Origin of the sequence: Chryseobacterium indologenes (assembly GCF_001295265.1) — a bacterium.
Lineage (GTDB): Bacteria > Bacteroidota > Bacteroidia > Flavobacteriales > Weeksellaceae > Chryseobacterium > Chryseobacterium indologenes_A.
This window is the reverse complement of the sequence record NZ_LJOD01000001.1, coordinates 481,425-505,907: the sequence shown is the minus strand read 5'-3', so window position 1 is coordinate 505,907 and position 24,483 is coordinate 481,425. Positions and strand designations below refer to the sequence as shown.

Genomic DNA, 24,483 nt, shown 5'->3' with positions numbered 1-24,483 from the left:
ACTGCCAACCGGAAAGCTTTTAGCCTTACTCAAAAGAAAAACCTCTTCTATTTATTCACCGCTCATTTGTAAATGTAATTGCTTGTGGTCAAGTAGGCATTAGTACTAGCCTGCTTGACTGTTATCGAACTATGGGTAAACCTCCTACACAATCAAAAAACACATGTCACCGGAAAACCGGTTAAAAATTTATTAAACAATGAAAAAACAGACTATCCTTTTTTTCATATTGCTCATTTTGGGTAATATGATGGTCATGGCACAGAACTGCAATGTAAATGCAGGTGCCAATGTCACTATATGTGGCACGTCTACGAATCTCTCGGGAAGCCCGGGGGGCACTACATCGGGGAATCCCGTCTGGACGCTGGTATCCAAACCGGCAGGAGCACCGGATCCGGTGATTGCAAATCCTTCAGCATACAATACCGGGGTCACAGGGATGACTTTCCCGGGTGATTATGTTTTCCAGATTACACAGAACTGTACAGTAGGAACAGCATCATCCCAGGTAACGATTACTGCACCGGGAAGTGTATCTACCTTCACGGCTGGACCGGATATCACCAATGTTTCGGCAGTTACGGGAACAGCAACACTAAATGCTGTAATCCCTGCTGGCTATACCGTATCGTGGACGTATTATAATATTTATGATAAAGAATTTTATAATAATATTACTACGACGAATGCGACGATGTCAAATACGACAACTGCAACACCTACACTGAGTCTTATTAAGAAAGCAGATCATACAATTGATCCGGCTTATCGTGCAGTGGCAAGGATTACATCTGTCAACAATCCGAGTTGCTGGTATGAAGATGATGTTATTGTAAGGTTTATTCCCAACCCGCAGATCAGTCTGCAGACTACTCACAACAGATGTTACGGATCATCAGAAACTGAAAGATACATTAACCTGATCTCCAATAATTCTCCCGTATTTTCAACAGATACCCCGAATTCTTCAGGAAATCCTGCATTTGGAACAACAATTACGGTGAATGCAATCAGCCAGCCGGCCGGAGGGAATATTTCATTCTTGAAATTGAGAAATAATACACTGTTTTTCAGTGGAGTAAGTGCTATAGGAACTTATAAATTTACATTAACGGTAAGCAATGCAAGTGGAACCTATACAACACCTGAAATTACGTATAATTATAACGGAACACTTCCTAATTATATTAATTTCCTTGATTCTGCCCATCCCGAACAGATGACCCTTTATTCTTCCAGTGGAAGCGGAGGTGTTGTATATTGTAATATGGCAGGAAAAACAACTCCTATTACCTTTTATTTTAAGATTGATCCTGCTGACCCTGCTACAACCACGACTTCACTTAATAATACAGGGACCACACCTCCCGGAGGACCGCCAACTTTAGCTTTGAACGGAAACGGTACAATGAATAGAAGTGTTGTGGTGACGCCTCCTTCTGGCGGATGGCGGGTAGGTACATATCCCATCGGAATATCTATAGGAAATGGTACCTGCTCCAGATCTCAGACGTTCTATATCCATATTTCAGATGGCAACCGTCCGAATGTAACTGTTCCTAATATGACGGTATGTTACCCCGGATCGGGAGTTGTAACAGCTACGATTCCGTTACCTGCAGTATATCAGGGAGTAATCAATACAAGCTATTTGCAGGGATTTAACGGCGGATATAGTTTTACAGTGGTTTCAAAGCCGGCGGGATCTGCCAATCCTGTTTTTGAATCCTCGAATCTTAGAACCATTACAAGTACTTCTACCGTAATAAGCAACCTGAATAAAGAAGGGGAGTATGTTTTTAAAATAAAAGCCGGACCTGATTCCGGGGGAGTAGATCCTAATTTTTTAAATAAAGAATATGCGTGCTCCGGAACCTCTCTGGAGGGAACATTTTCTATATTCGTATCCACTCAGGTGGGAGCCAATGCGGGATCTGCCCAAATGGTGATTGGCACATCAACGACTACTTTTAACGGAAACAATCCGGGAGCCACATCTACCGGTTTATGGACGCTGGTATCAAAGCCTGCCGGTGCACCGGATCCGGTGATTGTAACACCATCAGCATACAATACTCAGGTCACAGGACTTAACAGTGCCGGTTCTTACACATTCAGATGGACCATTACCACTGGTACCTGTACCAGCTCCAGTGATTTGGCAGTCAATGTTATATCTGCTGCTGCGGGAGGAGTTTCCGGGGCCGCATTCTGGGTAAAATCAGATGATGCAGGAACCATTGCTACAGCATGGAAAGATCAGTCTGCCAACGCAGATAATATCCCGAATATAGGAGGAGTAACGCTTTCCCCTGCGGACAGAGCACATAACTTTCATCCATATACCACAGGCTATAGTGCTTCGAAGTATTTTCAGAATAACAGTTCAAAAGTAAATGTTCCTACGGTTACTAATCCACCATCAAACTATTCATTGTTCTCAGCAGTAAGACCTACATCATTAGCTGCCGGGCGTATTATGGGGCTTGATGATGACAACAATGCTGCTGATCCAAGTATTTCTATTAATGCTTTGGGACAACCTAATCAATATGAATATTGGAATAATGCTACAGGAGGTGCTGCAGGAACAACAAGCTCTCATTTTTCTAATCCTTTTCTTATAGGTGCTTCTAATGTATTCTCTGCAACAGCAGATAATTATACAACCTATGGCGGAACTTCCACCATACCGGGCGGAACAAAAAGATTAGGACTGAACGGAACTTATGAAGATTTCTCCGGGTTTGCTGCAACCAACACCTTCCAGCTGGTATCTGATAACCTTAGAGTCGGGCACTCTGCATGGACTACAGGAACTCCTGCTATTGCCGGTGCTTTTCCGGGAGACATCATGGAGCTTATCTGGTTTAATCGTCTGTTAACCGTTAATGAGCAATCCAGAATTAATTCTTACCTTGCCGTAAAGAATGGTACTACATTAAACGAAAATTATCTCTCTACAACTGGCAATGTAGTTTGGGACATAGCTAATAATACCGGTTATAACAATAATATCTTCGGTATTGCAAGGGATAATATTACGGCATTGCACCAAAAACAGTCAGGAAGTACAAATAAGGGGCAGAAACTTGTAATTTCAACAACCGGACTGGCAGATAGCAATATTGCTAACGGAACAGATCTGCCTAACGATTTGCAATTCCTGATGTCGGGAGATAACGGTTTGAAGCAAAGGCTTATCGTCCCACTTGCTTACTCTGCAGGTTCAAATGGCGTTACCAATCATCGTTTTGAATCGATCTGGAAAGTTCAGAACACAGGAGCTGTAGGAACGGTAATGGTGGCATGGCCGAAAAGCGTGAAGAATCTTTATCTGGTACAGTCTCCGGATGCAGTTTTTGACGGAACGGACACCTTTACACCAATGACTGCGGAAATTACGGTAGGCGGTGTAGTTTATAATACGGCTAACGTTATTTTAGGTAATGGACAATACTTTACGTTTGCAGGTTTCGAACAGGCACCGGGAGGTGTTCTGGGAACTGATTTCTGGGTGAAATCAGATGATGCCGGAACTATTGCTACGGCATGGAAAGATCATTCCATAAATGCTGATGATATTCCTGCTGCTGGCACATGGGCACTTTCATCAGCTGACAGAGCACACAATTTCCATCCTTATACCACAGATTATAGTACAACTAAGAATTTTCACAATCCAAATACACAATTAAATCCGGACGGTGGAACTAATCTTACTTCTTATTCTATATTTTCTGCAGTAAGACCTACTGCTTATGGTACAGGTCGTATTACAGGTATAGGGACAAATGATGGTGCTGGTTATGGCTCAAACCCTTCAATTGCAATGCTGGTTAGTGGCGGATTAGGATACCCTAATTTTTATGAGTATGCAGCTACCGCAACAACTAAGAATTTTTCAACACCGTTTTCTTTAAATACTTCAAATGTATTCTCTGCCAGTGCAACAAATGGAATAGCAAATGGTGGTGAAGCAGCTTATGCAGGGGGTGAAGTTAAATTAGGATTAAATGGTCTGTATGAAACTTCAAATGCAACCAGTACCGCAAACAGATTCCAGTTTGACGGGCCAAATCTAAGAGTAGGTTACAGCACTTACGGGACAGGCGCTGGTGTTTTCTCGGGTGACATCATGGAAGTTATTTGGTACAAACAATTATTAACTCCTAATGAGCAGTCGAGAGTAAATTCTTATCTTGCTGTAAAGAATGGAGTTACTTCAGCAGAAAATTACCTTGCTTCAAATAGTAATATTGTATGGGATAGAACTCTTAACAACGGTTATAACAATAACATTTTCGGTATTGCGAGAGACAATATTTCAGCATTACACCAAAAGCAGTCAGGAAGTATAAATGCATTACAAAAGCTGGTTATTTCTACCACAGGTTTCGCGAATACCAATGCAGAAAACAGTACAGATCTGCCAAATAACCTACAATACCTGATGACAGGTGACAATGGTTTGGTACAAAAACTTAAAACACCTTTGATTCACAATGCTGCTAATGGTCCGGTTAGTCACCGTTTTGAGGCCATTTGGAAAGTGCAGAATACCAATGGTGTAGGAAACATTACAGTAGCTTGGCCGGTAGGAATCAACAATCTAAATCTGGTACAATCTGCCGATGCAACCTTTGACACCGGGGATACTTTTACCTCGATGAGTAATACAATTACCATTAACGGAACCGATTATAACACGGCTACCGTTACATTAAACAATGGAGAATATTTTACTTTTGCAGGACTTTTACCTAATTATTGCCCTACCGGAGATTGTAATCCAAACACCTTTTTACACACTTCAGATCCCAATACGATTGAGTATGACAATGTGGTAAGCACCTTCCATAGCACTATGATACGTGATGCATCGAACGGAGCTGTAATGGTATGGGGAGAAAATATGGCAAACAATGGGTCAACTAGCTTATTGAGTCCTACAGAGGTCAATAGTACTAACTATCCGGCACTTACCGGAGATATTCTCAAGTTTACTGGTGGAAGCAGTAGTCAATCTAATGCCCAAAGAGTCGTTTTAACCACAGACGGTTTGTTTGCTTGGGGAGCGCAAGGGTATTTGATTTCGACAGGCCTTACAAGCAGTACAACGTTTCAAAAGATAGGAATAGGAACGTACGGAGTAAATGGAGGTGCACCAAAGGCAGATGGTTTGCCTGACGGTGTGGCACCGGAAAATGTCAAAATGTTGTTTGGCTCTTACAAAACGTTAGCTTTGACCACCTGCTCCGGCGATGTCTGGGTATTGGCTCAAAATTCATCTCAATACGCTGATGGTGTGGCGTGGTCCAGTACGAATGAACAGCTGTGGCACCGGGTACATATTAATGCTTCTACTACGCTTGACAATGTTGTTGCAATACGTGGAAATGGTTCTCAGACGCTGATGGCATTAACTGCTACCGGTCAGGTATATACCTGGGGACAGAGTACATGGTTAGGTGACGGAACTAGCCAAACAACTAAAACATTTGCTACACAAATGACTTTACCAGCAGGTGTTACCCCAAAAATGATAGGGTCAACGGGTAGTACTAATCTTACTTATTACATTTTGGGTACCAATGGTAATCTCTATAGTTTGGGTGCAAACAGTAGGAAACAACTCGGTAACTTCAGCACGACAGACAGCAACGTCTGGGTACAGGTACAGAAATCGGCAACGGCAGGTGATTACCTGACCAATGTGGTCTATATCAGTCCAAATGAACACGACTATTACGGTTTTGGTTCCATCAATGTACTAACGGCAGGTGGCAGACTATGGGCTTGGGGAACAAATGACAGTTATATGCTTGGAGGAACAAGTGATCCAATAGACCCAACCGAAATGCCGGGCAGTATTCCTGCCACTGATCCATACGATATTGGAAAATTCAATTGGACTGATAAGGTGATTGCCGTAGAAACCGGTGGGCATACCTCCATGATCGTTAAGGACAATAGCCAAAAATACGGCTATGTAGGGCACAAGGTTAATGGAAGTATGGGCGATGGTACAAGCACAAATGCTACCGAGATGAAATATAACTTTGCAAATACCCCTGAAATAAACCTTTGTGGAGCAATTATATCCCCTTCAAACCCTTGCTATAAACCGGGTCTCATAGCCGGAACAGCACTGGATACTAAAATGGGAATCACGGCATTGGGAAGAGCAGGAGTAAATGCAGATAACTGGCCAATGGTAAGAAAAGGAGGCTGGATTGCATTAGAAGCGAAAACCAAAGGTTTTGTACCTAACAGAGTTGCGTTTGATGCTTCAGGAAATCCGGTGGGCATTCCGGCTGCTAACTTTGTAGAAGGAATGATGGTATACGATACGACCAACAAATGTATGAAGATGTATACTCTGAAAGAAGGCGATGCTTCCATGAAGTGGCATTGCATCTCTACACAGACCTGCCCGGACTAGATTGACGAACGTAAAATCTTTCGGAAAACAGTAAAATCAACAGCCTTGTTGAGATATCTTGGCAAGGCTGTTTCTTAAATAATTTAATAGTATGATTTCAAATTTCAGAAATATTCATATTGGAAAACTGATTCATTTAAGGGTGACCGAAAACAGAACTGATGTGTCCCGTATCTGCAGCTTTATGAACTGCACAGAAAAAGAAGTCAGCGAAATGTATTTACAGGAGAATCTTCCCACAGATATTCTGATGAGATGGAGCAAGCTGCTCGAATATGATTTCTTCAGACTGTATTCTCAGCATTTAATACTGTATGCTCCGCCTTCAGCACTGGCTAATGATACAGAAGGATCAAAACTGCCAAAATTCAGAAAAAATATCTACACTCAGGAGATTATAAGTTTTATACTGGAACTGGTTAACACAGGAGAGAAAACCAGAAGGCAGATTGTTGATGAATACGGAATACCTAACAGTACTTTAAACAAATGGATCAATAAATATGGTGCCTCATAGAAATCAGACAAAAAAATAATTGTAGTATAAAAAGCTTTATTGAAAATTTCAACTTAACAAACGTACGCTAAAGATGGAAAAATATAGCCAGCCTAATTATCAGCGGATTTATGCTGATATTATTACCCGGAATTTTCCTCATAAGAAACAGGAATGTGAAAAACTGTTAGGAAAAAAAGAATTGTCGGTAATTAATATTTTAGAACTTAATAAAAGAATTTTCGGAACAAAAAACACAGAAATAGGAAAACAGAACCAGAAACACCGTTCTTATGGCAAATCTGATATTTTAAGGATACTGGATTACCAGAAAACCCATAAAATGAACAATTCTGAGGTAGCCAGACATTTTGGATTAAGCCGAAATTCGATGACCAAATGGAAAAAAGTATTTCTGTAATGAACATGATTTTTGTTTATAATTTTTAATATGAGGCCTTAATAAACACATCTGATAACACCGGTAAATATAATTTTGCCGGTGTTTTTTATACATTAGCGAAAACATTTTTTAATTTCATAAAAAGAGCAGATTAATCCCATGGATACGGAAACCCTCAATGACCTCAGAAACAGACTGTCAATTCCCTTGAACAGAGCTATTCAGCTTTTAAAAAAGAATAACGGTGATGTCCTGGCCAGTGAGAAAGAATTTCATCGTGACAACATCAGGGAGATTTGTATCGCTGCTCCCTGTAATGAAGAAACAGCAGAAAAATACTATAATGAATGCAGGTATGATATAGCAAAAGCCATTGAAAAGATTGATGCGCTTCCGGTAATTATTACAACAGGAGACAAGCCGTTTCCGCGTAATGAAATAGGGTTTATACTGTGGCCGGTAGCATCCGATGGAGAATATTATAAAACAAAAAAGCGGAATGATGCATTTATTCCCACAGCAGATTTCGATTATGTTATCCATGCATTTAAAGCGGCTTTTCCTTTACAATATCCCGAAATTAATTATGATGGTAACAGTTTTGATATCTGCGGGCATAATTATTTTAACAATGCAGCCTGCAGAAAGATTATTGAAACAATCAGGCATTCGGAGACAGAGGATTCTGCTGTGAAAAAAATTAAAAATAATCTGGTAAACTGGCTTGAAGATAAGCTGGAATATGCTGGTTATATCGTGGTATACGGAAATCTTTAGACAAAGCTGACGGCTTTCCCGGCTCATTCAGCAGCTTATTAGGACAGTAATTTCTGTGCTTTTCACGATTCTGGTAAAGCCTGTTGAGCCGATTTGTGCCAATTTTAAATATATTTGTGCACCCAATAGGATTATTTTCATCTACTGATCAGTGGAAAACAATTTTTAGTACAATTATATGAAACAAAAAACGACCCTTTTAATAAGGATGGTAATTCTTTGCTTTATCGCTTTATACAATCAGTCTTTCGGCCAGAGTAAAAATTATTCTGAATGGTATTTAAGAACCCCGGACAGTCTTGATGCTTATAACCAGGATATTTATGTACGGGAATTAGGAACAGGAAAAGATACTGTAGTGGTAATTCATGGCGGTTTTGGAGCCAACCATGACTATATGCTGGATGCCATAGAAGGGCTGGAAAATAAATATCATTTTGTACTCTATGACCAGAGAGGTTCCCTGCTTTCTCCTGCTCCAAAAGAAAAACTTACCTTTCAGAAAAACGTAAATGATTTAGATTTACTGATCAGACAGCTTGGAAATAGGAAAGTTAAAATTATGGCCCATTCTATGGGGACACTGGTTGCTATGGAATATCTTCAGCAGCATCCGGAGAAGGTTTCAAACCTGGTTTTAGCAGGAGCTATCCTTACCAGGTCAGACAGCATGGAAAGTGTTTTTTCAAAACGCCAGAATGAACAGATAAAATTTCTGAGCTCAAGACCTGAAGTTAAAGCCTTGCCGATCTATAAAAGATATAAAGAGCTAAAAGGTAAATTCACCAGCGACAGAGAAAGAACAGATTTCAACAGGATGGCTTTTGCCGCATCCAATATATACAAAATTGACCGTTATAAACTTATTCGTGGCGGCTTTCATTACTATAAAGATGAAGCCTCTGTAATGTCAGAAACCGTAAACTGGAAATATGATTACAGAAAATCACTCAATGATAACGCTAAAACTACCATTATTTTTGGTGATCATGACTTCCTCGATTTTAACGGGGAAGTACACCGGGAACTGATAAAAAACCATAAAAAAATTAATTTCAGATTAATCAAATCAGCAGGGCATAATATCTGGATAGACCAGCCTGAAATTTTCAGGAAAGAACTGGATATGGCGCTGCAAAGATAAAAACGGAATATTTTAATAAATATCACTTTTTAAAGTCTGCTTTACTCACTGTAAAACAGACTTTTTTTATGAGGGCTATCTGATTTTTACCAATATATTTACATATTAAAGATTCAGGGTTGAAGACGTGACATGAATCTGTAAAACAGATGTAGACGCAATGTAGATTACTGCCGGAAATAACGTAGACACAATGTCGACACCCGCTGCTGTAACGGAATGTGAAGAAATCGCACCTTTGTATAAACAGGCAGATCTGTTTCTTACCATCTTTTATTTCAAAAATTGATGGTATAATAATTTTAAATTGAATGATTATGGAAGAAAAAATTTTTAAAGACATAGATTTTACAGGATTCTGGGATGATGATCCTTTCTATAAAGAAGAATATGAAGAAGAAATACCGGGAGCAGAAGAAATTTCCGCCATAGAAAACCTGCTTGGATATAAATTACCCCCTGCCTATATCGAGCTGATGCAGGAAAGAAATGGTGGTGCTCCCGTAAAAAACTGCTATCCGACAAGTGAACCTACCTCCTGGGCTGAAGATCATATTGCCATTACCGGTATTTTTGGCATTGGTCAGCAAAAACCATCCACTTTGTACGGCGATTGTGGAAGCACGTTCTGGATAGAAGAATGGGGATATCCGGCACACGGAGTTTACATTGCTGACTGTCCGTCGGCAGGACATGATATGATTTTACTGGACTATTCTGCATGCGGTCCTCAGGGAGAGCCTGTGGTTGTACATGTGGATCAGGAAAACAATTATAAAAAGACCTTTCTTGCCAATAATTTCGAGACATTTGTCCGTGGGCTGAGAGAGAACTCTTTCTATAATGATTAAATTATCAGAAACTGAATTAAAATGACTTTGAAAATGATCATAGGGATAGCGGCTGCACTCGTCTGCATACTTGTGTTGAGTTCCTGTTACAGAACCCGGAAGAATCTGATTGCTGAGAACAGAGTGTATCACTGGAAAGTCTATCTCGTAAAAAAGAGGCATTTCTCTACGGGAGCCTATCAGCACTTTGAAGTATATTATAAAGATCAGCTGCTCATATTACCCAAAGAAGTTACCGATGGCAGCCAGGAAATCCGTGAGTTCATAACCGCAGGTGTGACAGATAACCGTTCCAGCCAGTTCGGAACCGTTGCCGTAATCTTTGAAGGGCATTTTACCCGTGAAGACGGTGTACCTTACCGTACGATGGTTACACTGCATATCAGGCCCGGTAATGGAAATGAGCTCATCATCACCAACCCCTGCAATGGAAAAGAGGCCACGGTTACGATAGAGTAAAATTACTTACGGACCGGAATTTTAATAAAGCTGTCGGTATGCCATTTGATTTGTAACGGTTCTTGGGCGTCCCGTATCGTTTCATCATGAACCTCCTTTCCCGATCCGTAGTTAATTTCTTCAAAAGGATGTTTGTTTGTATTTAAAAGAATTGCAAAACGGCTTCCTTTAGCAATTTTTTTGCTGACAAACCGGGTTGTATGAACCGGAATACTTTCTTTTCTGCCTGCTTGCAGCAACTGACGTTTACTGTTGTCCTTCGCATAGGATGCCCTGCCTACATAGCGGGTTAACAGAAAGTACCGGCCGTTGGGAAGAATCTGGTATAAAGCCAGAGAAACATCAAGGTCTTTTTTATTGATGGAGGCAAAAAGGTTTCCTGTAAAAGAACCGCTCATTTCAAAATCAGAATCAAATGCATCTGTCGTATACAGAACACCGTTACTGACATCGAGGGTATCAAATATCAGGGTTGGCGTGAAATAGTTATTCTGATTGTTACGGTCTTTAAAATCTACGGTCTGAGGGATAAAAGAAGCACGCCTCGGGTGCTTTTTTCCAAGCAGATAACCTTGGCTGCCCCTTTTTTCTGTTAAATACAAGGTTAGTGTATCATTATTGATTTTAGTCAGATCGGGACTGTGTTTCCAGATATTGGCTCCCATTACCTGATAATTTACTTTATCTTTAAGAAGGGCAGGTTTAGGTGCACCCTTTAAAATAAAATCCAGCCACTCATAAGCAAGTTCACGCATATTGATGTGGGCTGCCGGATCAATAGTATACCCCATCAGATCAGGTTGGGCATTTCTCTGCCCGCCGATATGATCATAAGGTCCGATAACAAAATAATGATCAGCATTTTTGTTGTACCGGGTATGCAGTTTGAAGTATTCCAGTGCTGAAAGCTGCGAACCGTCATAATATCCTGTTGTACTCAGAACAGGAATGTTAATCCTGGCATACTCTTCAGGAGAAGGAACCAGAGACTGCCAGTACCGGTCATATGCCGGATGATCAATCCATTTTCTGAATATTGGGTTTTGCCGGCCGGACAGACTGTCCAGGCTTCGGAATGAGCTTCCGTTATCAAACCATTCAAAGGGAAGACTTCTTCTTAATGGCGGATATTTATAAATATTGTCGTTGGACCAGCTCAATATATTGCCAATAGGCACATTATTTTCATAAGGCATATCAAAGCCGGGCATTACAGCAACCTGCGGAACAATGGTCTTCAGGGCCGGATGAATTTTCTTTGCAGCAGCCCATTGGGAAAAGCCGGTGTAGCTTCCTCCCAGCATACCCACTTTTCCGTTGCACCATTTTTGTTGGGTAATCCATTCAATAATATCATAAATGTCTGATCCTTCATGCTCATAGGGGCTATAGTTTTTCAGGTCTGTTCTGATTCCCCTAGCATAAGCTACAATGCCCACATAGTCTCTGTCTGCAGACCTTTTGCCAAGAATGGCATCACCAGGTCCCTCATAGTAGGTGGTATAAAACAGAATAGCCGGAACCGGCCGGTGGTTACCCTTTTTCCGTACGATAATAGCAGAGATCGGAACGCCGCTCCGGGTTGGAATCATAATACTGTCCTGAATCATAAAATCAGTGTCGGGAGATTTCAGCTTTTGTCCGAAAACAGAAACAGTACCTGCGAATACAAAAGTGATCAGCATGAAGATAGATTTCATAGATCTAGCTGTTTTGATATTTAAATTCCTGATTGAGTTTCTCAAAGTTAATGTGTTTTTTCAAAAGAAACGGTAACCGGGATTCATTAATAATTGCCTTATGTTCTGCCTGGGCTGCATAAATCTCTTCTAACACCTGTACCTGTGCCGCTGGCAGATATTTTTGATGAGTCCGGATAAAATTCTTAAGGTCTTCTCTGAAGTTTTCCTCATCAGGAAGCTCATAAACTGCATATTATGATACAGTTTCGGATAAGTGAAACCAAACTGCTGTTCTATTGCTGTTAAAGTTGTCATATATCTATAGTTAACCTCAGTCCTGGATAAGAATAAACGTATTACTAAAAGTAACTTCGGCTATCCTTATTCCATTTATATTAAGAACCGTATTCTGCGATGTAGATAATATCATTCTCAGGATCTCTCAGTGCGAGAACCAGGCCGCCTGAAAGGGAAACAAACCTTCTGCGTTCTGTTCCTGCTATAAATTGCTCCGGATTCAGACCATAGTCATGCAGAGAGTCTTCTTCCATATTCATCAGGAATTCTTCCAGTACATCCTGTCCGTCTTCTTTATCCAGAAGAAAGGGGTCCGTATTTTTGCCCCAGCCTTCGGTAACTACCGAAATATGTCTGTGAACACCGTATTTCTGATAATAATATTTTGTGAATTCATAGCTGTAAAATGCCTTTGCATAGTACTGGGCAGCATCTGTGTCATCAAGCTCCGGTAGAGATAAAATGGGCTCACGAATATCCATCAGGTATTCCTTTACGGTCTTTTTGGCTTTAAGGTATTCATCTCTGTTTTCAAGAAAATCCTGCAGCAGCAGTTCATACAACGCCGGAACAGAAGTATTGTTGATAAACACTTCCGGATTTCCCAGGAATTCATAAATCCCGTGATGATCCCGGAATCCGAAAAGATAATTCTCCGAATATTTAACAGAACTTTCTTCCTTACAGATCAGTCCATCCGTGCTTAAAAGATGTATTGTGTATTGTTGTCCTTTAAGATGGGCTAAAGTGGTCAGAAGAGGCTTGAAATACATCGCCAGAGACGGGTCAGTAAAAACCTTGGAAGGTTCGGGATATAGCGTAATATTTTCTTCTGTCATCATACTAAAATGGGATTAACGGTAATATACTGTTGTTTTTATGTTAGAGCAGATTGGCATCATGAATATATGGATAAGGATTTATGGTTTTCAGGCTCTTATGGTAGTCCGTTTAAAAAAGATGCAATCAGATTTGAGGAGGAATTTCTATCTGTTCTTCAAATTCTAAAAAATCCTCGTGCAGTCCGCTTATAGGTTTCCCCGGTTCATCTGTTTTCCTGTTTTGGGTCATCAGGATCCAGCTGTCATTACTTTCATAATCAAAATTTCCTTCATCAAAGATACCGAGCATATTGTAGAGCATTCCTTTTGCATAACCGGTCAGGAACTGATGAAGTTTCTCTGTACCGATTACGGAACCCATTTCATCATAATTCCGGCTCATTTCCGGATTGAATTCCTCAGCAGCATCTATATTACCGGCTACATCATGAGCGGACAGATACATCTCTTTCAGGATCATAAACCTTGCCCATTGCGGAATTCCTTCCCGGAATTCGCTCCATGCCCAGTCAAGAGGCTTTCTTGCCCCGGATTGCACCATCCGCTGAACGAGTTCCTCAAGACGCCGCTTTTCTTCTTCGTTCAATTTTGAGAACTCAAATTCATAATACTTTCTATTGGAACCGGACAATTGGTCCAGCTGTTTTTTTATCTCTTCCATGGTTTAAATTTTCTTGTACGAATATCGGGTATTTCTTCTTCTCTTATCTCTGTTTCTTTGATTTTTATCCATCCCGAACGGCTATAAGTATATATGGAACACACATTTATACCGGACCAATCGGCTGCTTTGAGGATAACGGCTATTTCATCACCGGGAAACGTATTGATATTTCCGATGTTTTGCAGTAAATCAAGGCCTAGGATATAGAAATTGTCCTTATTCAGATGCAAAGTTTGTAAGTTGTCGGAAGTGAGCTCTAAAATGGGCTTTTTGGCAACGGTTTTCTGAATCAGCTGATCATAATCCAAATCTGTATTGATGAGGATAGGGCTGTTATCAATACGGCTGACAAATGATACAGTCAGGGTGTCCGGCTGCCGGTCCCCGTTAAAATCTCCGGTAATAAATTCCTGTCCAGATAGTGCTTCCAGTACATCATCAGTCCCTTGACCGTTTTTCAACTGCTGCTGGACGCTCTTTTCATGCTTCTGCTGAGCCCAGCCAGGATTAAATGCCATTACTGACCACAAAATCAATATGAATTGCAGCCGCTTCATTTCTATTTTCTGCTGATCTTTTTAAGTACTTTTGAGGTATAGAGCACCTCAAGCTCGTGGCGGGTGAGCCCAATGGCACTATCTGAATAGCTTTCGGGATGATCGTTTTTCAGTTTTCTCAATTCGGATAGCTTTTCTGCGGTGAATTTATGAGGATTCATAAATATGCTGTCCCCTTTAATTGCCTTCACACGATAGAGGGCATACCGGCCGTCTTCTTTCATTTCATAGATGTCGCCGGATTTGGGTTGCTGCAGCCAGGCTTTGGTATCTTTGTTTTCAAAGAGAACAGCAAACAGAGCGAATAGGATAAACAGAAAGGCAATGATTGGCCAGCTGTAATACTTTAAAGGTATTCTAGTCTTTTTCCGGGCGGCTGCATAGCCGGCTAACAGCTGAGGAGACATCTGTGCTTTGTCAAGAGACTGCTTACAATGGCTGCATTGGCTTATACCGGTTTTGTATAAAGGGATAAGCGGTATCCAGAAGATGTGGATATATCTTACATAAAAGTGGAGGTGTACAGTCTTGCTGGAATGGCAGTGAGCACAGTCGGCTAAAGGCCCATCATCGGATTTAAGATTTCCGCTTCTAAGTCCAAAAATGATCATAATAAAAGTTTTTTAATATTTATAGTCATGTGAATTAGGGTGAAAGTTTAGGTTAAAACGGCAGGAGATTGGAAGGTATTTTAGCAACCATATAATGAATAACAGATAAACATAAAGCAGTGTTTATATCTTATAAGTTTCATAATTCAATCTCCATACTTCCGTTTTGTTCAAATCAGGAATGCTTATCCGGACTGACATTCAGGCAGCCACAGTTAAGAGCATTATATTTTATGTTAACCAATAAAAGAAAATTTATCTTCAAACATTTTTCCGATAACCGGAAGAGGCTTTTGGGTATTGTTGGCCGCATTAATAATACCGATGATCCACAGAATCACAATTCCTAAGCTTAGTATTCCTAAAATACCCAATGCCGGAATAATCATAGCAAGTATGTTCAATACTACAGAAAATAGGATACTGGTAATAGCCAGTCCCAATGATTGTCTTAAATGATACCTTAAAAGGCTGTCAGAATTATCCTTACCCATAAAATAAGCGATTAACCAGCCTATAATGCTGATATACGAAACGATAGAAAGTGTTTTGTTGTCCATTTTGATAATTTTTATGTTGATAAAATATATTTTTGATGAAATATCCATAGTGATGAACTGATTCTTTTTTATGACAGTTCTGTTGTGAGAAGAATGGCTTGTTTTACTTCCGAAACAAAGATATATGCTGTGATCAATCGGCTGATTATTTATCCGGCTACAAATTAACTACATAGAGAAACCGGATGCGTCTACAATGTGTCTACATGGTTTTAAATCTTCATAAAATAGGCTATTTTTGTGGTGTAGACATCCTTAATGATTAGGGAAATAAGTAGGAATATCTGCTTCATTTTGATAGATGTGGTGCCATACTATTTATCTAAATTTAGAATCTAATGAAACATAGAATCACTCATATATTTTGGTTGCTTTTAGGGTTGTTTCCTATGTCCGGCACTGCTCAGAACCATTATACTGATAGTCTTTATAATCTGGTGAAATCACCCGCAGCCGGAAGACAGGAAAAAGTGATGATACTGTCCCGGTTAGCTGGTATAGTACGTTATTACGATCAGAAAGAAGCCCTGAAGCTGGCACAACAGGCCATTGATCTGGCAGAAAAAGAGAAGGACGCCAGGTATAAGGTATATGCTTACGAAACCCGTTCGGCAGTGTATTTAAGCATGCAGAAGATAGATCTTGCCAATAAGGATACGGATAGCAGCATATTTTTTGCCGGACAAACCAAAGACATAAAAGCCAAATCCTGGGCATGGTACGGGAAGGGGAGAACCCTGGATTATCAGGGAAATCAGAAAGATGCTGTTGCTGCACAGCTGAAAGCCCTGCAATGGATTAAAGGCAAAGGATACTGGAAAGAAGAAGCCTCTATTTATTATGCATTTTATGGTATATTCAGTACCTGGGAAGATGTGGACAATGAAAGTAAATATGCCTTACTTTCTCTTGAAGCAGCCCAAAAAAGCAACGACCCCAATAACCTCTGTGAATCCTGGCAGGCTGTTGGCTCAGCGGCGGCAGACCGGTTCAGAAAAACACAAAACAGAAAGCTGCTCGATTCTGCACTGGCAGCTCAGAAAAAAGCTGTTGAGGTATATGTGGCACATGAACCTTACATGAAGAATACGCAGTTGATCTCCATTCCAAGTGTTAATATTGCAGATGCTTATAACCGCCACTTTCCGGCATCGGCACAGATAACAGACTCGATACGCCATTATGCTGATATTGCACTGCGTTACGCTACAAAAGGCAAAGATATGAGAATGCAGGCGGCTTCCTTTGGAATTATGAATGAAGATGCCAAACGCAATGGAAATTTCGGACTTGCAGAATCCTATCTGCTACAGGCTTTATCTTTGATGCTAAGCAGCCCTACACCCGATTATTACATCCGGTCTTCTATTTACAAAGATCTGTCGGAACTTGCCGAGCGGAAAAAAGATTACGCTAAAGCGCTGGAATACCAAAAAGCCTATCAGGAAGATTACAGGAAAATATTTGACAGCGAGCAGAACAGCGCAGGGAAAAAACTGGAAGCGCAATATCAGGCTAAAGAAAAAGAGCAGGAAATAAAATATCTGAAAGAAAGAGAGGCCCTGCATAAAACCCAGAAATACCTTTATATCGGAATTGCTGTAGCGCTGCTGCTTGGATTATTGTTTATGTTCCGTTCTTATCATTTCAGACTTCGCTATTCTTTACAGCGCGAAAAAATCCTTGAACAGGAAAGAGAGGAAGCACGGCTGCTGGCCCAGGTAAAACAGGACGAAACCCTGATTATGGCCGTTGAAAAAGAAAAAGCAGAACTGATTGCCCGTTTAAAAGAAAAAGAAGCAGACCGCCTGCAGACCGAGCAAATGGTGATACTGGCTCAAAAAGAAATCCTTCAGAAAGAAGTTCTTGCCGGGAACCTTCAGGTAGAACAAAAAAATAAAATCCTTCAGAGCCTTAAAAATCAACTGGAGGAAAATCCCGGAAAAAACCTTGATAATTTTAACCTGAATAAAATCCTGAAAGAACATTCCCATATTGACCGTGATTTTGAAGAATTCAAAACAGATCTTCGGGAAATTCACCCTGATTTTTATAACCGTCTGCAGGAAAAAGCCGGCCACAGGCTCACCTCGTTAGATCTGAAATATTGTGCCTACATTTTTATGAACCGGAGTACGAAAGAAATGGCGATGCTGCTTAACGTAGAACCTAAAAGCATCCGGATGAGTAAATACAGGCTTAAACAGAAATTAGGACTTGAAAAGGCTGATGATCTGGATGAATTTATCCGGAAACTGGCGTAAAATGCATTTCAAAATGATCTTTTAGTCCCGACTTTATATTAACATAAAAAGGAATAGCTACCAGGTAGTGCCTCCTTAAGGACTTAGCAAACGGCTTCAAATGCTTTTAGTAAATTTAATTCATAGCAAGTCAAAATACTTATTTTCACGTATTGAGATCGGTAATATTCTTATAATATAACATCAATTCTAAGCTTTATTAAGGGTAGCTTGCTCTCACTAAGCGATGAGAGGCCTGCGATGTGAATCTGGACGCATCATGGCTGACAGGCTTAAAATGATCTGAGGTCAGATAAGATACCCGCTGCCAAGGCACAACTAAAATTATTTAAATGCTTTTTAAATTGTGCCTGATCAAGACAGCGAAATTCAATTCAGACTATTCAGTGCACTGATATTCCTCTGGAATTGAAATAGTTTTTCATCATTGTGTGTTGTTGAAAAGTAAGTGTGGTGTAAAATAATGTCAATAATCTGAATTTCCTGCTATTGACTGCTGTTAATAGTTGTTAATCTATTGTGTTTTTTGGGGAAATAATGTTAATTAATAATAGCGTATTTGATTGTAAGATAGGGTGTTATATTTTCTTTTTTATTAATATATTTAAAATATACTACGTATTACTGATATTGGTTAAATTTTGATGTTATTTTTTTGAAAATATCTGAATAAGGGTTATTTAGTGTTGTTTTTCAGGTTTTATACTCTTTTCATTTGTCAGATTAGTAATATAATGCCTGAAAGTTTATTGTAGAAGTTGTTAAGGAGTAATTATCGCTTTTTATGATTTAATGCTGTATAAATGCAATGGCGTATAGAAAGATAATGAAAGAAGGAATTGGTCTACACCTATTAAGCTTCATCCTGATTTAAGAGATCAGAACAAAAAATAATTTTATTTATCAACCGGTTATAATTAACAATGTTTTTTATTTATTTATTTGATTATCAGATATTTGATTTTTGTTTTTTAACATTTTTATACGATGAAAAGTTCTTCCGATAACGTTTTTTAACAGTTGGATATACCCGGTCCATCATAGACTTAAATACTTTTGCTTCCGAAAACACAATCTCATATATATTAACAAAATTTTCTAACACAGGGAATGATATTACTCTCTGTGTTAAAATTTTGTTCTACAAAAATTTTGTTATCAATAAAAAGATATCCATTGAAAGGATAGAGCGTAATAGAAATTGTAAGACCAATTTTTTGTTTTTATGAAAATTAAGATTGGATGCCTGAAAGGCAAACATTGTAAATCCGGGATCTGCTATCCTGATGATGGATGTATTGCAACTGAGCATTTCGTTATCTGAGAAATTAGAATTTCCAGAAACCTGGGAAGAACGTAATTTTTTTTCATTTGTTTTTATGCCTTTAGCCGTATTAAAGTTTCTGTTCAGTTGTAACTGAAGTGTAATACCGGCTGGAGGCTTTTAAACACCATTGCTTTTAAAACCTATTACCCGGTTATTGATCCCAGAAAAAATATAGACAATATTTCTGATTTTTAATAATTAAACACAAACAGGTATGGAAAATAGTATCCCGGATAAAAAAGAAGAGTTCATAGGACTTTCCAAAAAAGAAATTATACAAAAAATGGGGGAAGGCTTCAACTTTTATCCCGATAAAGAATGGAGCTATGTTCTGAAAAAATACTGGTACGGGAAAACAAAGATTCTTTTTCTGGAATTTGACCATAATGATATTGTAACTGGACAATACACCATCTCAAAGTTTTAAAAATGGATTTGTCTGAACGTGGATTCTAAGCAGGCCGGTGAAGTAGTATTTTTATCATTATTGCATAAAATGAGTATTCATATTTGTTATTTTCGCTTCTGTTTCTTTTTTCAGGTTCTCAATAAAATCTGAAGGAGTTAAGCCCGTTTCATTTTTAAAGGCATTCTGAAATACCCGGGGAGTAGCATATCCGCATAATTCTGCTAAAACACTGATTTTATATTTTCTGTAAACATCCTCTTCATAAAGCTTTCTGGTAATATATTTAATTCTGAGACCATTGATGTAACCATTAAAATTTGTGCCCCTGTAATTTCTTATAATCTCAGAAAGGTATTTTGTATTGGTATTAAGATCGCTTGCAAGCCCGGCAATGGTGAGGTCGCTCTTTAGGAACTTCTCCGATTTTTCGAACCGGGATATTTTACTTAACAGCTGGTTGACTGTTTCCTCAGCAATTGTTTGAGGAGCTTTTACTGTTTTTTCTTCTTCCTTTTCAGAGTTTCGGGTTTCTGTTTCAAGTTTGATTTTGGCGATGAGTTCCTGGAATTTCTGTTGGAGAACCTTATTTCTGTTTCTCCAGTAATACCAGATACCGCCTCCTACAGTAAGAATAATGGCCAGGAAAATATACAGATAGCTTTTGAGTGTATCGCTCTTTTCAAGCTCTTTCTCTTTTTTTATTGCACTGGCAACCTTGTTTACCGAATGCTTTTCTGCTATTTTTATGCTGTCTTTTAACTGGGTAAGAAGCTGGCTGTATTTTTTACCTTCCACAGTGTTATTCTGTGCCAGATAAGCTTCTGTTAAAATCTCATATAGAACTTCTCTGCTGCCGGGGGAAGAAATTCTTTTTTCCAGCTTTAAACCTTCCAAAGCATAATGAATGGCTTTATCATTGTTTTTCTGATCAAAATAAAAGTCACCTGCCGTTCTGTAGAGATTCATTTCATTAAGGGGACTTATCTTTCTGCTTCGGACGATATCCAGTGATTTTAAAAGATATTTCTCTGCTGTTTTTGGATCAGAAGGCTGCATAATCCATAAATAATAGAGTGTAAGGTTAGCCTGTATGGAGAGAATCAGGTCGTATTTCTTTTGTGGCAGTATTTCAGTGCTTTTATCAGATATTTTTTCTGCTTCACTCAATCCTTTTAAAAGACATAAACGGACGGAGTCAGACTGTTTTTTACTCTGATCAAAATAAGAGGAATAATTGGAATAAAATAAGCTGCTGTAATAATAACGGACATTGCTGTCACTGATTGTCTTCAGGTATTTTTTTGATGTCTGATAAGCTTTATGGGAATCTTCCAGAAAGCCCAGATCCCCCAGCGCACGCGCCTTAGACTTATACATATTGGATACTTCTTCTGAAGGGCTGCGCGCATTAATGTATTTTTCTGCATCTGTAGAGACTTCAATAACCTTCTCGGCATTGTCTAAAGTGGCGTAAGTCCGTACCAGTTCAGCACCTAGCAGAAAGCTGACATCGTATTTGTTTTCTTTTGCTGTCCGGTAATTTTTTTCGAGCTCCTGGACAGTAGTGCTCACTATCCCTGTCCTGGCAATATTCTTCTGTACCTGATACAACTTATCTTCTAACTGTTGTTCTGATATTTTCTGACTTTTTCCCAATGCAAACGTATGCAGAGTAATAAGCAATAAAAAATAATGGTGAAGTCTCATTTACTTTAATCGGAATTATATTAGTTTTTAAGGAAAACAGAAGTTTTGTAAATATATAAATATTAAAATTGATTTATCATTAAATATTGTTAAATCCGGAATCTGAAAAGATATAAAAATAAAATCTGTGTTCATTTTTATACCCGGTTCTCTGTTTGAAGTCTGATCCAATAAGTCTGACTGTAATAAACGAAGCTGATCTTTAGAAACATCTTCGTTGTATATCAAATTATGGTTTTTATGAACTTTATTTCTTTATGCTGTAAAATAAATGCATTGATTATTCTGGAGCATCAAATGTTGAGTAGTATAAAAAGACAGGATAATACTTAAAAGTTTCTGATTTACCTATCGTATATTCATCACTTCTGTATATGTTGGAGAAATCCAGGATTGTGAATTTTTTTTCCGGAGAATGATAGATCATTTTTATTAAACTGGTAACGGCGGTTTCTGTTTCGTAGGTAAACAAAAGTTTCTTACCGTCCGGGCTATATATTTTATAGTTGTAGATTCGTGCTTTTAATTTTGTGTCAACTCCTGTATCATTTAATTTAGCTTTATACATGAGCTTTTGTGGACCATTATGCGTAATATATATGTCTGCTTTTTTATAATCTGCATCATATTTAAAGGTTATAAAATCTTCAAGCTTATAAAGACTTTTTTTAAATCTTTCCTCTCCGGACATTACCTTGATTTCAGTGTCTTTAGGCATTTCTATAGGTCCTGATTTGGAAGAGGCTGCCGGTTTCTTTTTTTGTGCATTAACCGTCATGCCTGAAAATAACATTAAAGCAGCAGCTACAAGTAGTTTTGAATATTTCATGGAGATTATTTTTTGCAATGTTAAATAAAATATTGCTGTAAAAAAATAGATACATCAGTTTTTTAGATGATGTTTCCGGTTTTTCATAAAAAAATATAGATTATTTATTTTTGGGTATCAGGGAAAAGTTATCTATATAAACAGCCTGATGTATTCCGTTAAGCAAAACCTTCAGACCCAGGTGAGTATCTTTTTTTAAAGAAATCGTAAAGTTTTTTTTATCTCCTGTAATCTCAGATGCCTTAGCTATTGAAATATATGATTTTGCATCAGATGAGCTGGCTATTGAGAAAATTTCCAGTGTAGTTTCTCCTCCGTTATCAGAAGCATCAAGGGATAATGTATAGGTTCCTGCTTTAATTTTTGGGGTCACCAGATACATGTTTTCTCTCGGGCTGCTCATAGAATAAAATATGATTTTTTTATCACTGGCATAAAGCATTGCTTTTCCTGGCTGGGCAGTCCAGCATTTGTTAATATCTTTCCATGCATCAAAATTTTCTGTAATGGAAGATATGGTATTACACTGTGCTTTTGCCGTTAAAAATCCTCCCAGTGTCACTATTCCTGCAAGTATAAATTTTCTCATATGGTATTTTATATTATCACGTAAAAATAGCTAAAAAAGGGCATAACAGGAAATATAGCAGAGGTGTTTCAGAAAAAAATGTGACACAGGAATTAAATCTTTCAAGGGTGTTTTTGAAGCGTTTTTCACTGATGATATTTTTAATTGATGAAATGAAGAAACGGAGGTTGAAAATAAATTAACAGCTATGAAAATGAGTGGAGGAAAATTGTACAGAAAAAATTTGCCGTACATTTCAATGAAACTTGCTATATTTAGGCCCGAACACTAACAAAACTAATAGCGCAGGACGTAATCCGTATTTTTAAATACATTACATGCTCAAAAAACAATAACCATTTGAATTTAAAAATCATGAGAAAACAGTATTCATCTGCTTCCTTCCGTTCATCCTTTTTCCGGTAAGCCTGTATAAACATCAGAACCCTGAAGCTGCAGCTTATATCAGCAATTGATCCGAAAACAAAAATCAATATATACTCAAAAGCAGGAGAGTATTTTCAGGTATTAAAAAAACTAAACAGTTAACTATAAAAACCAATTTAAAACCATGGGATTATTTAAAAAGAAAGAAAAAAAGGAAGAAAAATCTAAAAGCAATGTATTATTGGCGATGCCGATGTTTAATAACGGAGAAACATTTGATCTGGAAAAAGTCATAGCCTACCTTTTATCCGACTGGGGGATTGAAGCAACGGATATCAACGGTTCATCGGAAACAGTGAGCTTTTCTGTTCAGGGAGAAACGGTTGTACTGGGTACAATTGCTGCACAGATTCCGTGGGGAGACATTCAGGGAGCTGCACAATATGCTTACAACTGGCCCACTGCAGAAGCTGATCTGGAAGATCATAATTCACACCTTATCGTAACCATCCTGTCAAACAATACTAATCATAAAGAGCGCTTTGGAATTTTGACAAAAGTTCTGACGGCAATTCTTGCTACCAGCAATTGTATTGGGGTATACCAGGGTTCTCAGTCTTTGCTTATTCCAAAAGAGCAGTACCTGGATAGTGCGGAAGCTTTGAAATCGGATGTGGTTCCGCTGGATTTGTGGGTTTATATCGGTGTCAGGAGAGGAGAGAAGGGGAATAGTGCTTATTCTTACGGATTAACGACTTTTGATAAGCTGGAAATGGAATTTGTGAACGCACCGCTTGAGTTGAGAGAACTGCATACTTATTTAAGCGAAATCTGCGGGTATGTCATCAAAAGCAATGTCACATTTAAAAGCGGTGAAACATTAGGTTTTACGGCCGAACAGAAAATTAAAATAGTGCAGTCAAAAGGAGTGTTTGTAGAAGGCGAATCATTTAAGTTTGAATTGTAAATTCCTGATGATCATTAAATAACCTCATTCCGGGATAAGAATATCTGATGGAGGCAGGTTTGAAGCTGGGTGATGGAAGAGGGAAGTTCTGAAAAGCCACTAAGAATAAATATTGATCAGTTTTTATTTAATTTGATTTTCTGGTGACTTTCAATGCGTATAACTAAAAGTAACTTCCAGCCTCCTGCTTCCATCTTCCAGCCTTTTACATTTAAACATCTTAACCCAAACTAA

At 38.7% G+C, this 24,483-nt stretch carries 20 protein-coding genes; 10 read left to right on the top strand and 10 right to left on the bottom strand.

Annotated features, from left to right (window positions below; all coding sequences use genetic code 11):
• The first annotated feature begins 199 nt into the window (after positions 1-199).
• From AOB46_RS02320 to AOB46_RS02290, 7 genes are all read left to right on the top strand, one after another.
• Positions 200-6,448 (top strand): hypothetical protein, encoded by a 6,249-nt coding sequence (locus AOB46_RS02320; protein ID WP_131724301.1) that lies wholly within the window; start codon positions 200-202, stop codon positions 6,446-6,448.
• 91 nt (positions 6,449-6,539) lie between these two features.
• Positions 6,540-6,965, top strand: coding sequence for a transposase (locus AOB46_RS02315; protein ID WP_062696416.1), 426 nt, complete (start codon positions 6,540-6,542; stop codon positions 6,963-6,965).
• A 73-nt stretch (positions 6,966-7,038) separates the two neighbouring features.
• Entirely contained in the window at positions 7,039-7,365 is a 327-nt protein-coding gene (locus AOB46_RS02310; protein WP_062696415.1) for a transposase, read from the top strand.
• 141 nt (positions 7,366-7,506) lie between these two features.
• The gene (locus AOB46_RS02305) at positions 7,507-8,124 is read left to right on the top strand and encodes a hypothetical protein (RefSeq protein ID WP_062696414.1); all 618 of its coding nucleotides are present in this window, start codon (positions 7,507-7,509) and stop codon (positions 8,122-8,124) included.
• A gap of 178 nt (positions 8,125-8,302) precedes the next feature.
• Positions 8,303-9,268 (top strand): alpha/beta fold hydrolase, encoded by a 966-nt coding sequence (locus AOB46_RS02300; protein ID WP_062696413.1) that lies wholly within the window; start codon positions 8,303-8,305, stop codon positions 9,266-9,268.
• A 317-nt stretch (positions 9,269-9,585) separates the two neighbouring features.
• Entirely contained in the window at positions 9,586-10,119 is a 534-nt protein-coding gene (locus tag AOB46_RS02295; protein WP_062696793.1) for an SMI1/KNR4 family protein, read from the top strand.
• Positions 10,120-10,152: 33 nt separating this feature from the next.
• Complete coding sequence (locus tag AOB46_RS02290; protein ID WP_131724300.1) at positions 10,153-10,578, top strand: hypothetical protein; 426 nt, start codon at positions 10,153-10,155, stop codon at positions 10,576-10,578.
• Between the two features lie 2 nt (positions 10,579-10,580).
• On the opposite strand, the gene AOB46_RS02285 is transcribed toward AOB46_RS02290, so the two are convergent.
• From AOB46_RS02285 to AOB46_RS02260, 7 genes are all read right to left on the bottom strand, one after another.
• Positions 10,581-12,278, bottom strand: coding sequence for a CocE/NonD family hydrolase (locus tag AOB46_RS02285; RefSeq protein ID WP_062696411.1), 1,698 nt, complete (start codon positions 12,276-12,278; stop codon positions 10,581-10,583).
• A 129-nt stretch (positions 12,279-12,407) separates the two neighbouring features.
• Positions 12,408-12,575, bottom strand: coding sequence for a hypothetical protein (locus AOB46_RS23275; RefSeq protein WP_157845028.1), 168 nt, complete (start codon positions 12,573-12,575; stop codon positions 12,408-12,410).
• Between the two features lie 80 nt (positions 12,576-12,655).
• Positions 12,656-13,399, bottom strand: coding sequence for a hypothetical protein (locus AOB46_RS02280; protein ID WP_131724299.1), 744 nt, complete (start codon positions 13,397-13,399; stop codon positions 12,656-12,658).
• Positions 13,400-13,523: 124 nt separating this feature from the next.
• Positions 13,524-14,060, bottom strand: a complete 537-nt coding sequence (locus AOB46_RS02275; protein ID WP_062696409.1) for a hypothetical protein — start codon at positions 14,058-14,060, stop codon at positions 13,524-13,526.
• Positions 14,048-14,581: a hypothetical protein gene (locus AOB46_RS02270; protein WP_062696408.1), complete on the bottom strand. Its 534-nt coding sequence runs from the start codon at positions 14,579-14,581 to the stop codon at positions 14,048-14,050. The genes AOB46_RS02275 and AOB46_RS02270 overlap by 13 nt, the downstream gene beginning before the upstream one ends.
• A 41-nt stretch (positions 14,582-14,622) precedes the next feature.
• Positions 14,623-15,231: a hypothetical protein gene (locus AOB46_RS02265; RefSeq protein WP_062696407.1), complete on the bottom strand. Its 609-nt coding sequence runs from the start codon at positions 15,229-15,231 to the stop codon at positions 14,623-14,625.
• Between the two features lie 236 nt (positions 15,232-15,467).
• On the bottom strand, positions 15,468-15,791 hold the full coding sequence (locus AOB46_RS02260; protein ID WP_062696792.1) for a DUF4870 domain-containing protein: 324 nt from the start codon (positions 15,789-15,791) through the stop codon (positions 15,468-15,470).
• Positions 15,792-16,129: 338 nt separating this feature from the next.
• Here AOB46_RS02260 and AOB46_RS02255 point away from each other — a divergent pair, with 338 nt between their 5' ends.
• Entirely contained in the window at positions 16,130-18,055 is a 1,926-nt protein-coding gene (locus tag AOB46_RS02255; protein WP_131724298.1) for a helix-turn-helix transcriptional regulator, read from the top strand.
• Between the two features lie 1,541 nt (positions 18,056-19,596).
• The gene (locus AOB46_RS02250) at positions 19,597-19,809 is read left to right on the top strand and encodes a hypothetical protein (protein ID WP_062696405.1); all 213 of its coding nucleotides are present in this window, start codon (positions 19,597-19,599) and stop codon (positions 19,807-19,809) included.
• Positions 19,810-19,866: 57 nt separating this feature from the next.
• Here the strand turns inward: AOB46_RS02250 and AOB46_RS02245 are convergent, their stop codons facing one another.
• From AOB46_RS02245 to AOB46_RS02235, 3 genes are all read right to left on the bottom strand, one after another.
• The gene (locus AOB46_RS02245; protein WP_062696404.1) at positions 19,867-21,498 is read right to left on the bottom strand and encodes a helix-turn-helix domain-containing protein; all 1,632 of its coding nucleotides are present in this window, start codon (positions 21,496-21,498) and stop codon (positions 19,867-19,869) included.
• 280 nt (positions 21,499-21,778) lie between these two features.
• Complete coding sequence (locus AOB46_RS02240; RefSeq protein ID WP_062696403.1) at positions 21,779-22,327, bottom strand: hypothetical protein; 549 nt, start codon at positions 22,325-22,327, stop codon at positions 21,779-21,781.
• 100 nt (positions 22,328-22,427) lie between these two features.
• Positions 22,428-22,916: a hypothetical protein gene (locus tag AOB46_RS02235; protein WP_062696402.1), complete on the bottom strand. Its 489-nt coding sequence runs from the start codon at positions 22,914-22,916 to the stop codon at positions 22,428-22,430.
• A gap of 550 nt (positions 22,917-23,466) precedes the next feature.
• Here AOB46_RS02235 and AOB46_RS02230 point away from each other — a divergent pair.
• Positions 23,467-24,249: a DUF4261 domain-containing protein gene (locus AOB46_RS02230; RefSeq protein ID WP_062696401.1), complete on the top strand. Its 783-nt coding sequence runs from the start codon at positions 23,467-23,469 to the stop codon at positions 24,247-24,249.
• The last annotated feature ends 234 nt before the right edge of the window (positions 24,250-24,483 follow it).

What these genes read in the sequence shown, in the direction of transcription:
- AOB46_RS02255 (WP_131724298.1), top strand. Translation starts at nt 16,130, where the DNA reads ATGAAACATAGAATCACTCATATATTTTGGTTGCTTTTAGGGTTGTTT.
- AOB46_RS02230 (WP_062696401.1), top strand. Translation starts at nt 23,467, where the DNA reads ATGGGATTATTTAAAAAGAAAGAAAAAAAGGAAGAAAAATCTAAAAGC.
- AOB46_RS02270 (WP_062696408.1), bottom strand. Translation starts at nt 14,581, where the DNA reads ATGGCATTTAATCCTGGCTGGGCTCAGCAGAAGCATGAAAAGAGCGTC.
- AOB46_RS02240 (WP_062696403.1), bottom strand. Translation starts at nt 22,327, where the DNA reads ATGAAATATTCAAAACTACTTGTAGCTGCTGCTTTAATGTTATTTTCA.
- AOB46_RS02275 (WP_062696409.1), bottom strand. Translation starts at nt 14,060, where the DNA reads ATGGAAGAGATAAAAAAACAGCTGGACCAATTGTCCGGTTCCAATAGA.
- AOB46_RS02235 (WP_062696402.1), bottom strand. Translation starts at nt 22,916, where the DNA reads ATGAGAAAATTTATACTTGCAGGAATAGTGACACTGGGAGGATTTTTA.
- AOB46_RS02320 (WP_131724301.1), top strand. Translation starts at nt 200, where the DNA reads ATGAAAAAACAGACTATCCTTTTTTTCATATTGCTCATTTTGGGTAAT.
- AOB46_RS02290 (WP_131724300.1), top strand. Translation starts at nt 10,153, where the DNA reads ATGATCATAGGGATAGCGGCTGCACTCGTCTGCATACTTGTGTTGAGT.
- AOB46_RS02300 (WP_062696413.1), top strand. Translation starts at nt 8,303, where the DNA reads ATGAAACAAAAAACGACCCTTTTAATAAGGATGGTAATTCTTTGCTTT.
- AOB46_RS02245 (WP_062696404.1), bottom strand. Translation starts at nt 21,498, where the DNA reads ATGAGACTTCACCATTATTTTTTATTGCTTATTACTCTGCATACGTTT.
- AOB46_RS02260 (WP_062696792.1), bottom strand. Translation starts at nt 15,791, where the DNA reads ATGGACAACAAAACACTTTCTATCGTTTCGTATATCAGCATTATAGGC.
- AOB46_RS02305 (WP_062696414.1), top strand. Translation starts at nt 7,507, where the DNA reads ATGGATACGGAAACCCTCAATGACCTCAGAAACAGACTGTCAATTCCC.
- AOB46_RS02285 (WP_062696411.1), bottom strand. Translation starts at nt 12,278, where the DNA reads ATGAAATCTATCTTCATGCTGATCACTTTTGTATTCGCAGGTACTGTT.
- AOB46_RS02280 (WP_131724299.1), bottom strand. Translation starts at nt 13,399, where the DNA reads ATGATGACAGAAGAAAATATTACGCTATATCCCGAACCTTCCAAGGTT.
- AOB46_RS02295 (WP_062696793.1), top strand. Translation starts at nt 9,586, where the DNA reads ATGGAAGAAAAAATTTTTAAAGACATAGATTTTACAGGATTCTGGGAT.
- AOB46_RS23275 (WP_157845028.1), bottom strand. Translation starts at nt 12,575, where the DNA reads ATGACAACTTTAACAGCAATAGAACAGCAGTTTGGTTTCACTTATCCG.
- AOB46_RS02250 (WP_062696405.1), top strand. Translation starts at nt 19,597, where the DNA reads ATGGAAAATAGTATCCCGGATAAAAAAGAAGAGTTCATAGGACTTTCC.
- AOB46_RS02310 (WP_062696415.1), top strand. Translation starts at nt 7,039, where the DNA reads ATGGAAAAATATAGCCAGCCTAATTATCAGCGGATTTATGCTGATATT.
- AOB46_RS02265 (WP_062696407.1), bottom strand. Translation starts at nt 15,231, where the DNA reads ATGATCATTTTTGGACTTAGAAGCGGAAATCTTAAATCCGATGATGGG.
- AOB46_RS02315 (WP_062696416.1), top strand. Translation starts at nt 6,540, where the DNA reads ATGATTTCAAATTTCAGAAATATTCATATTGGAAAACTGATTCATTTA.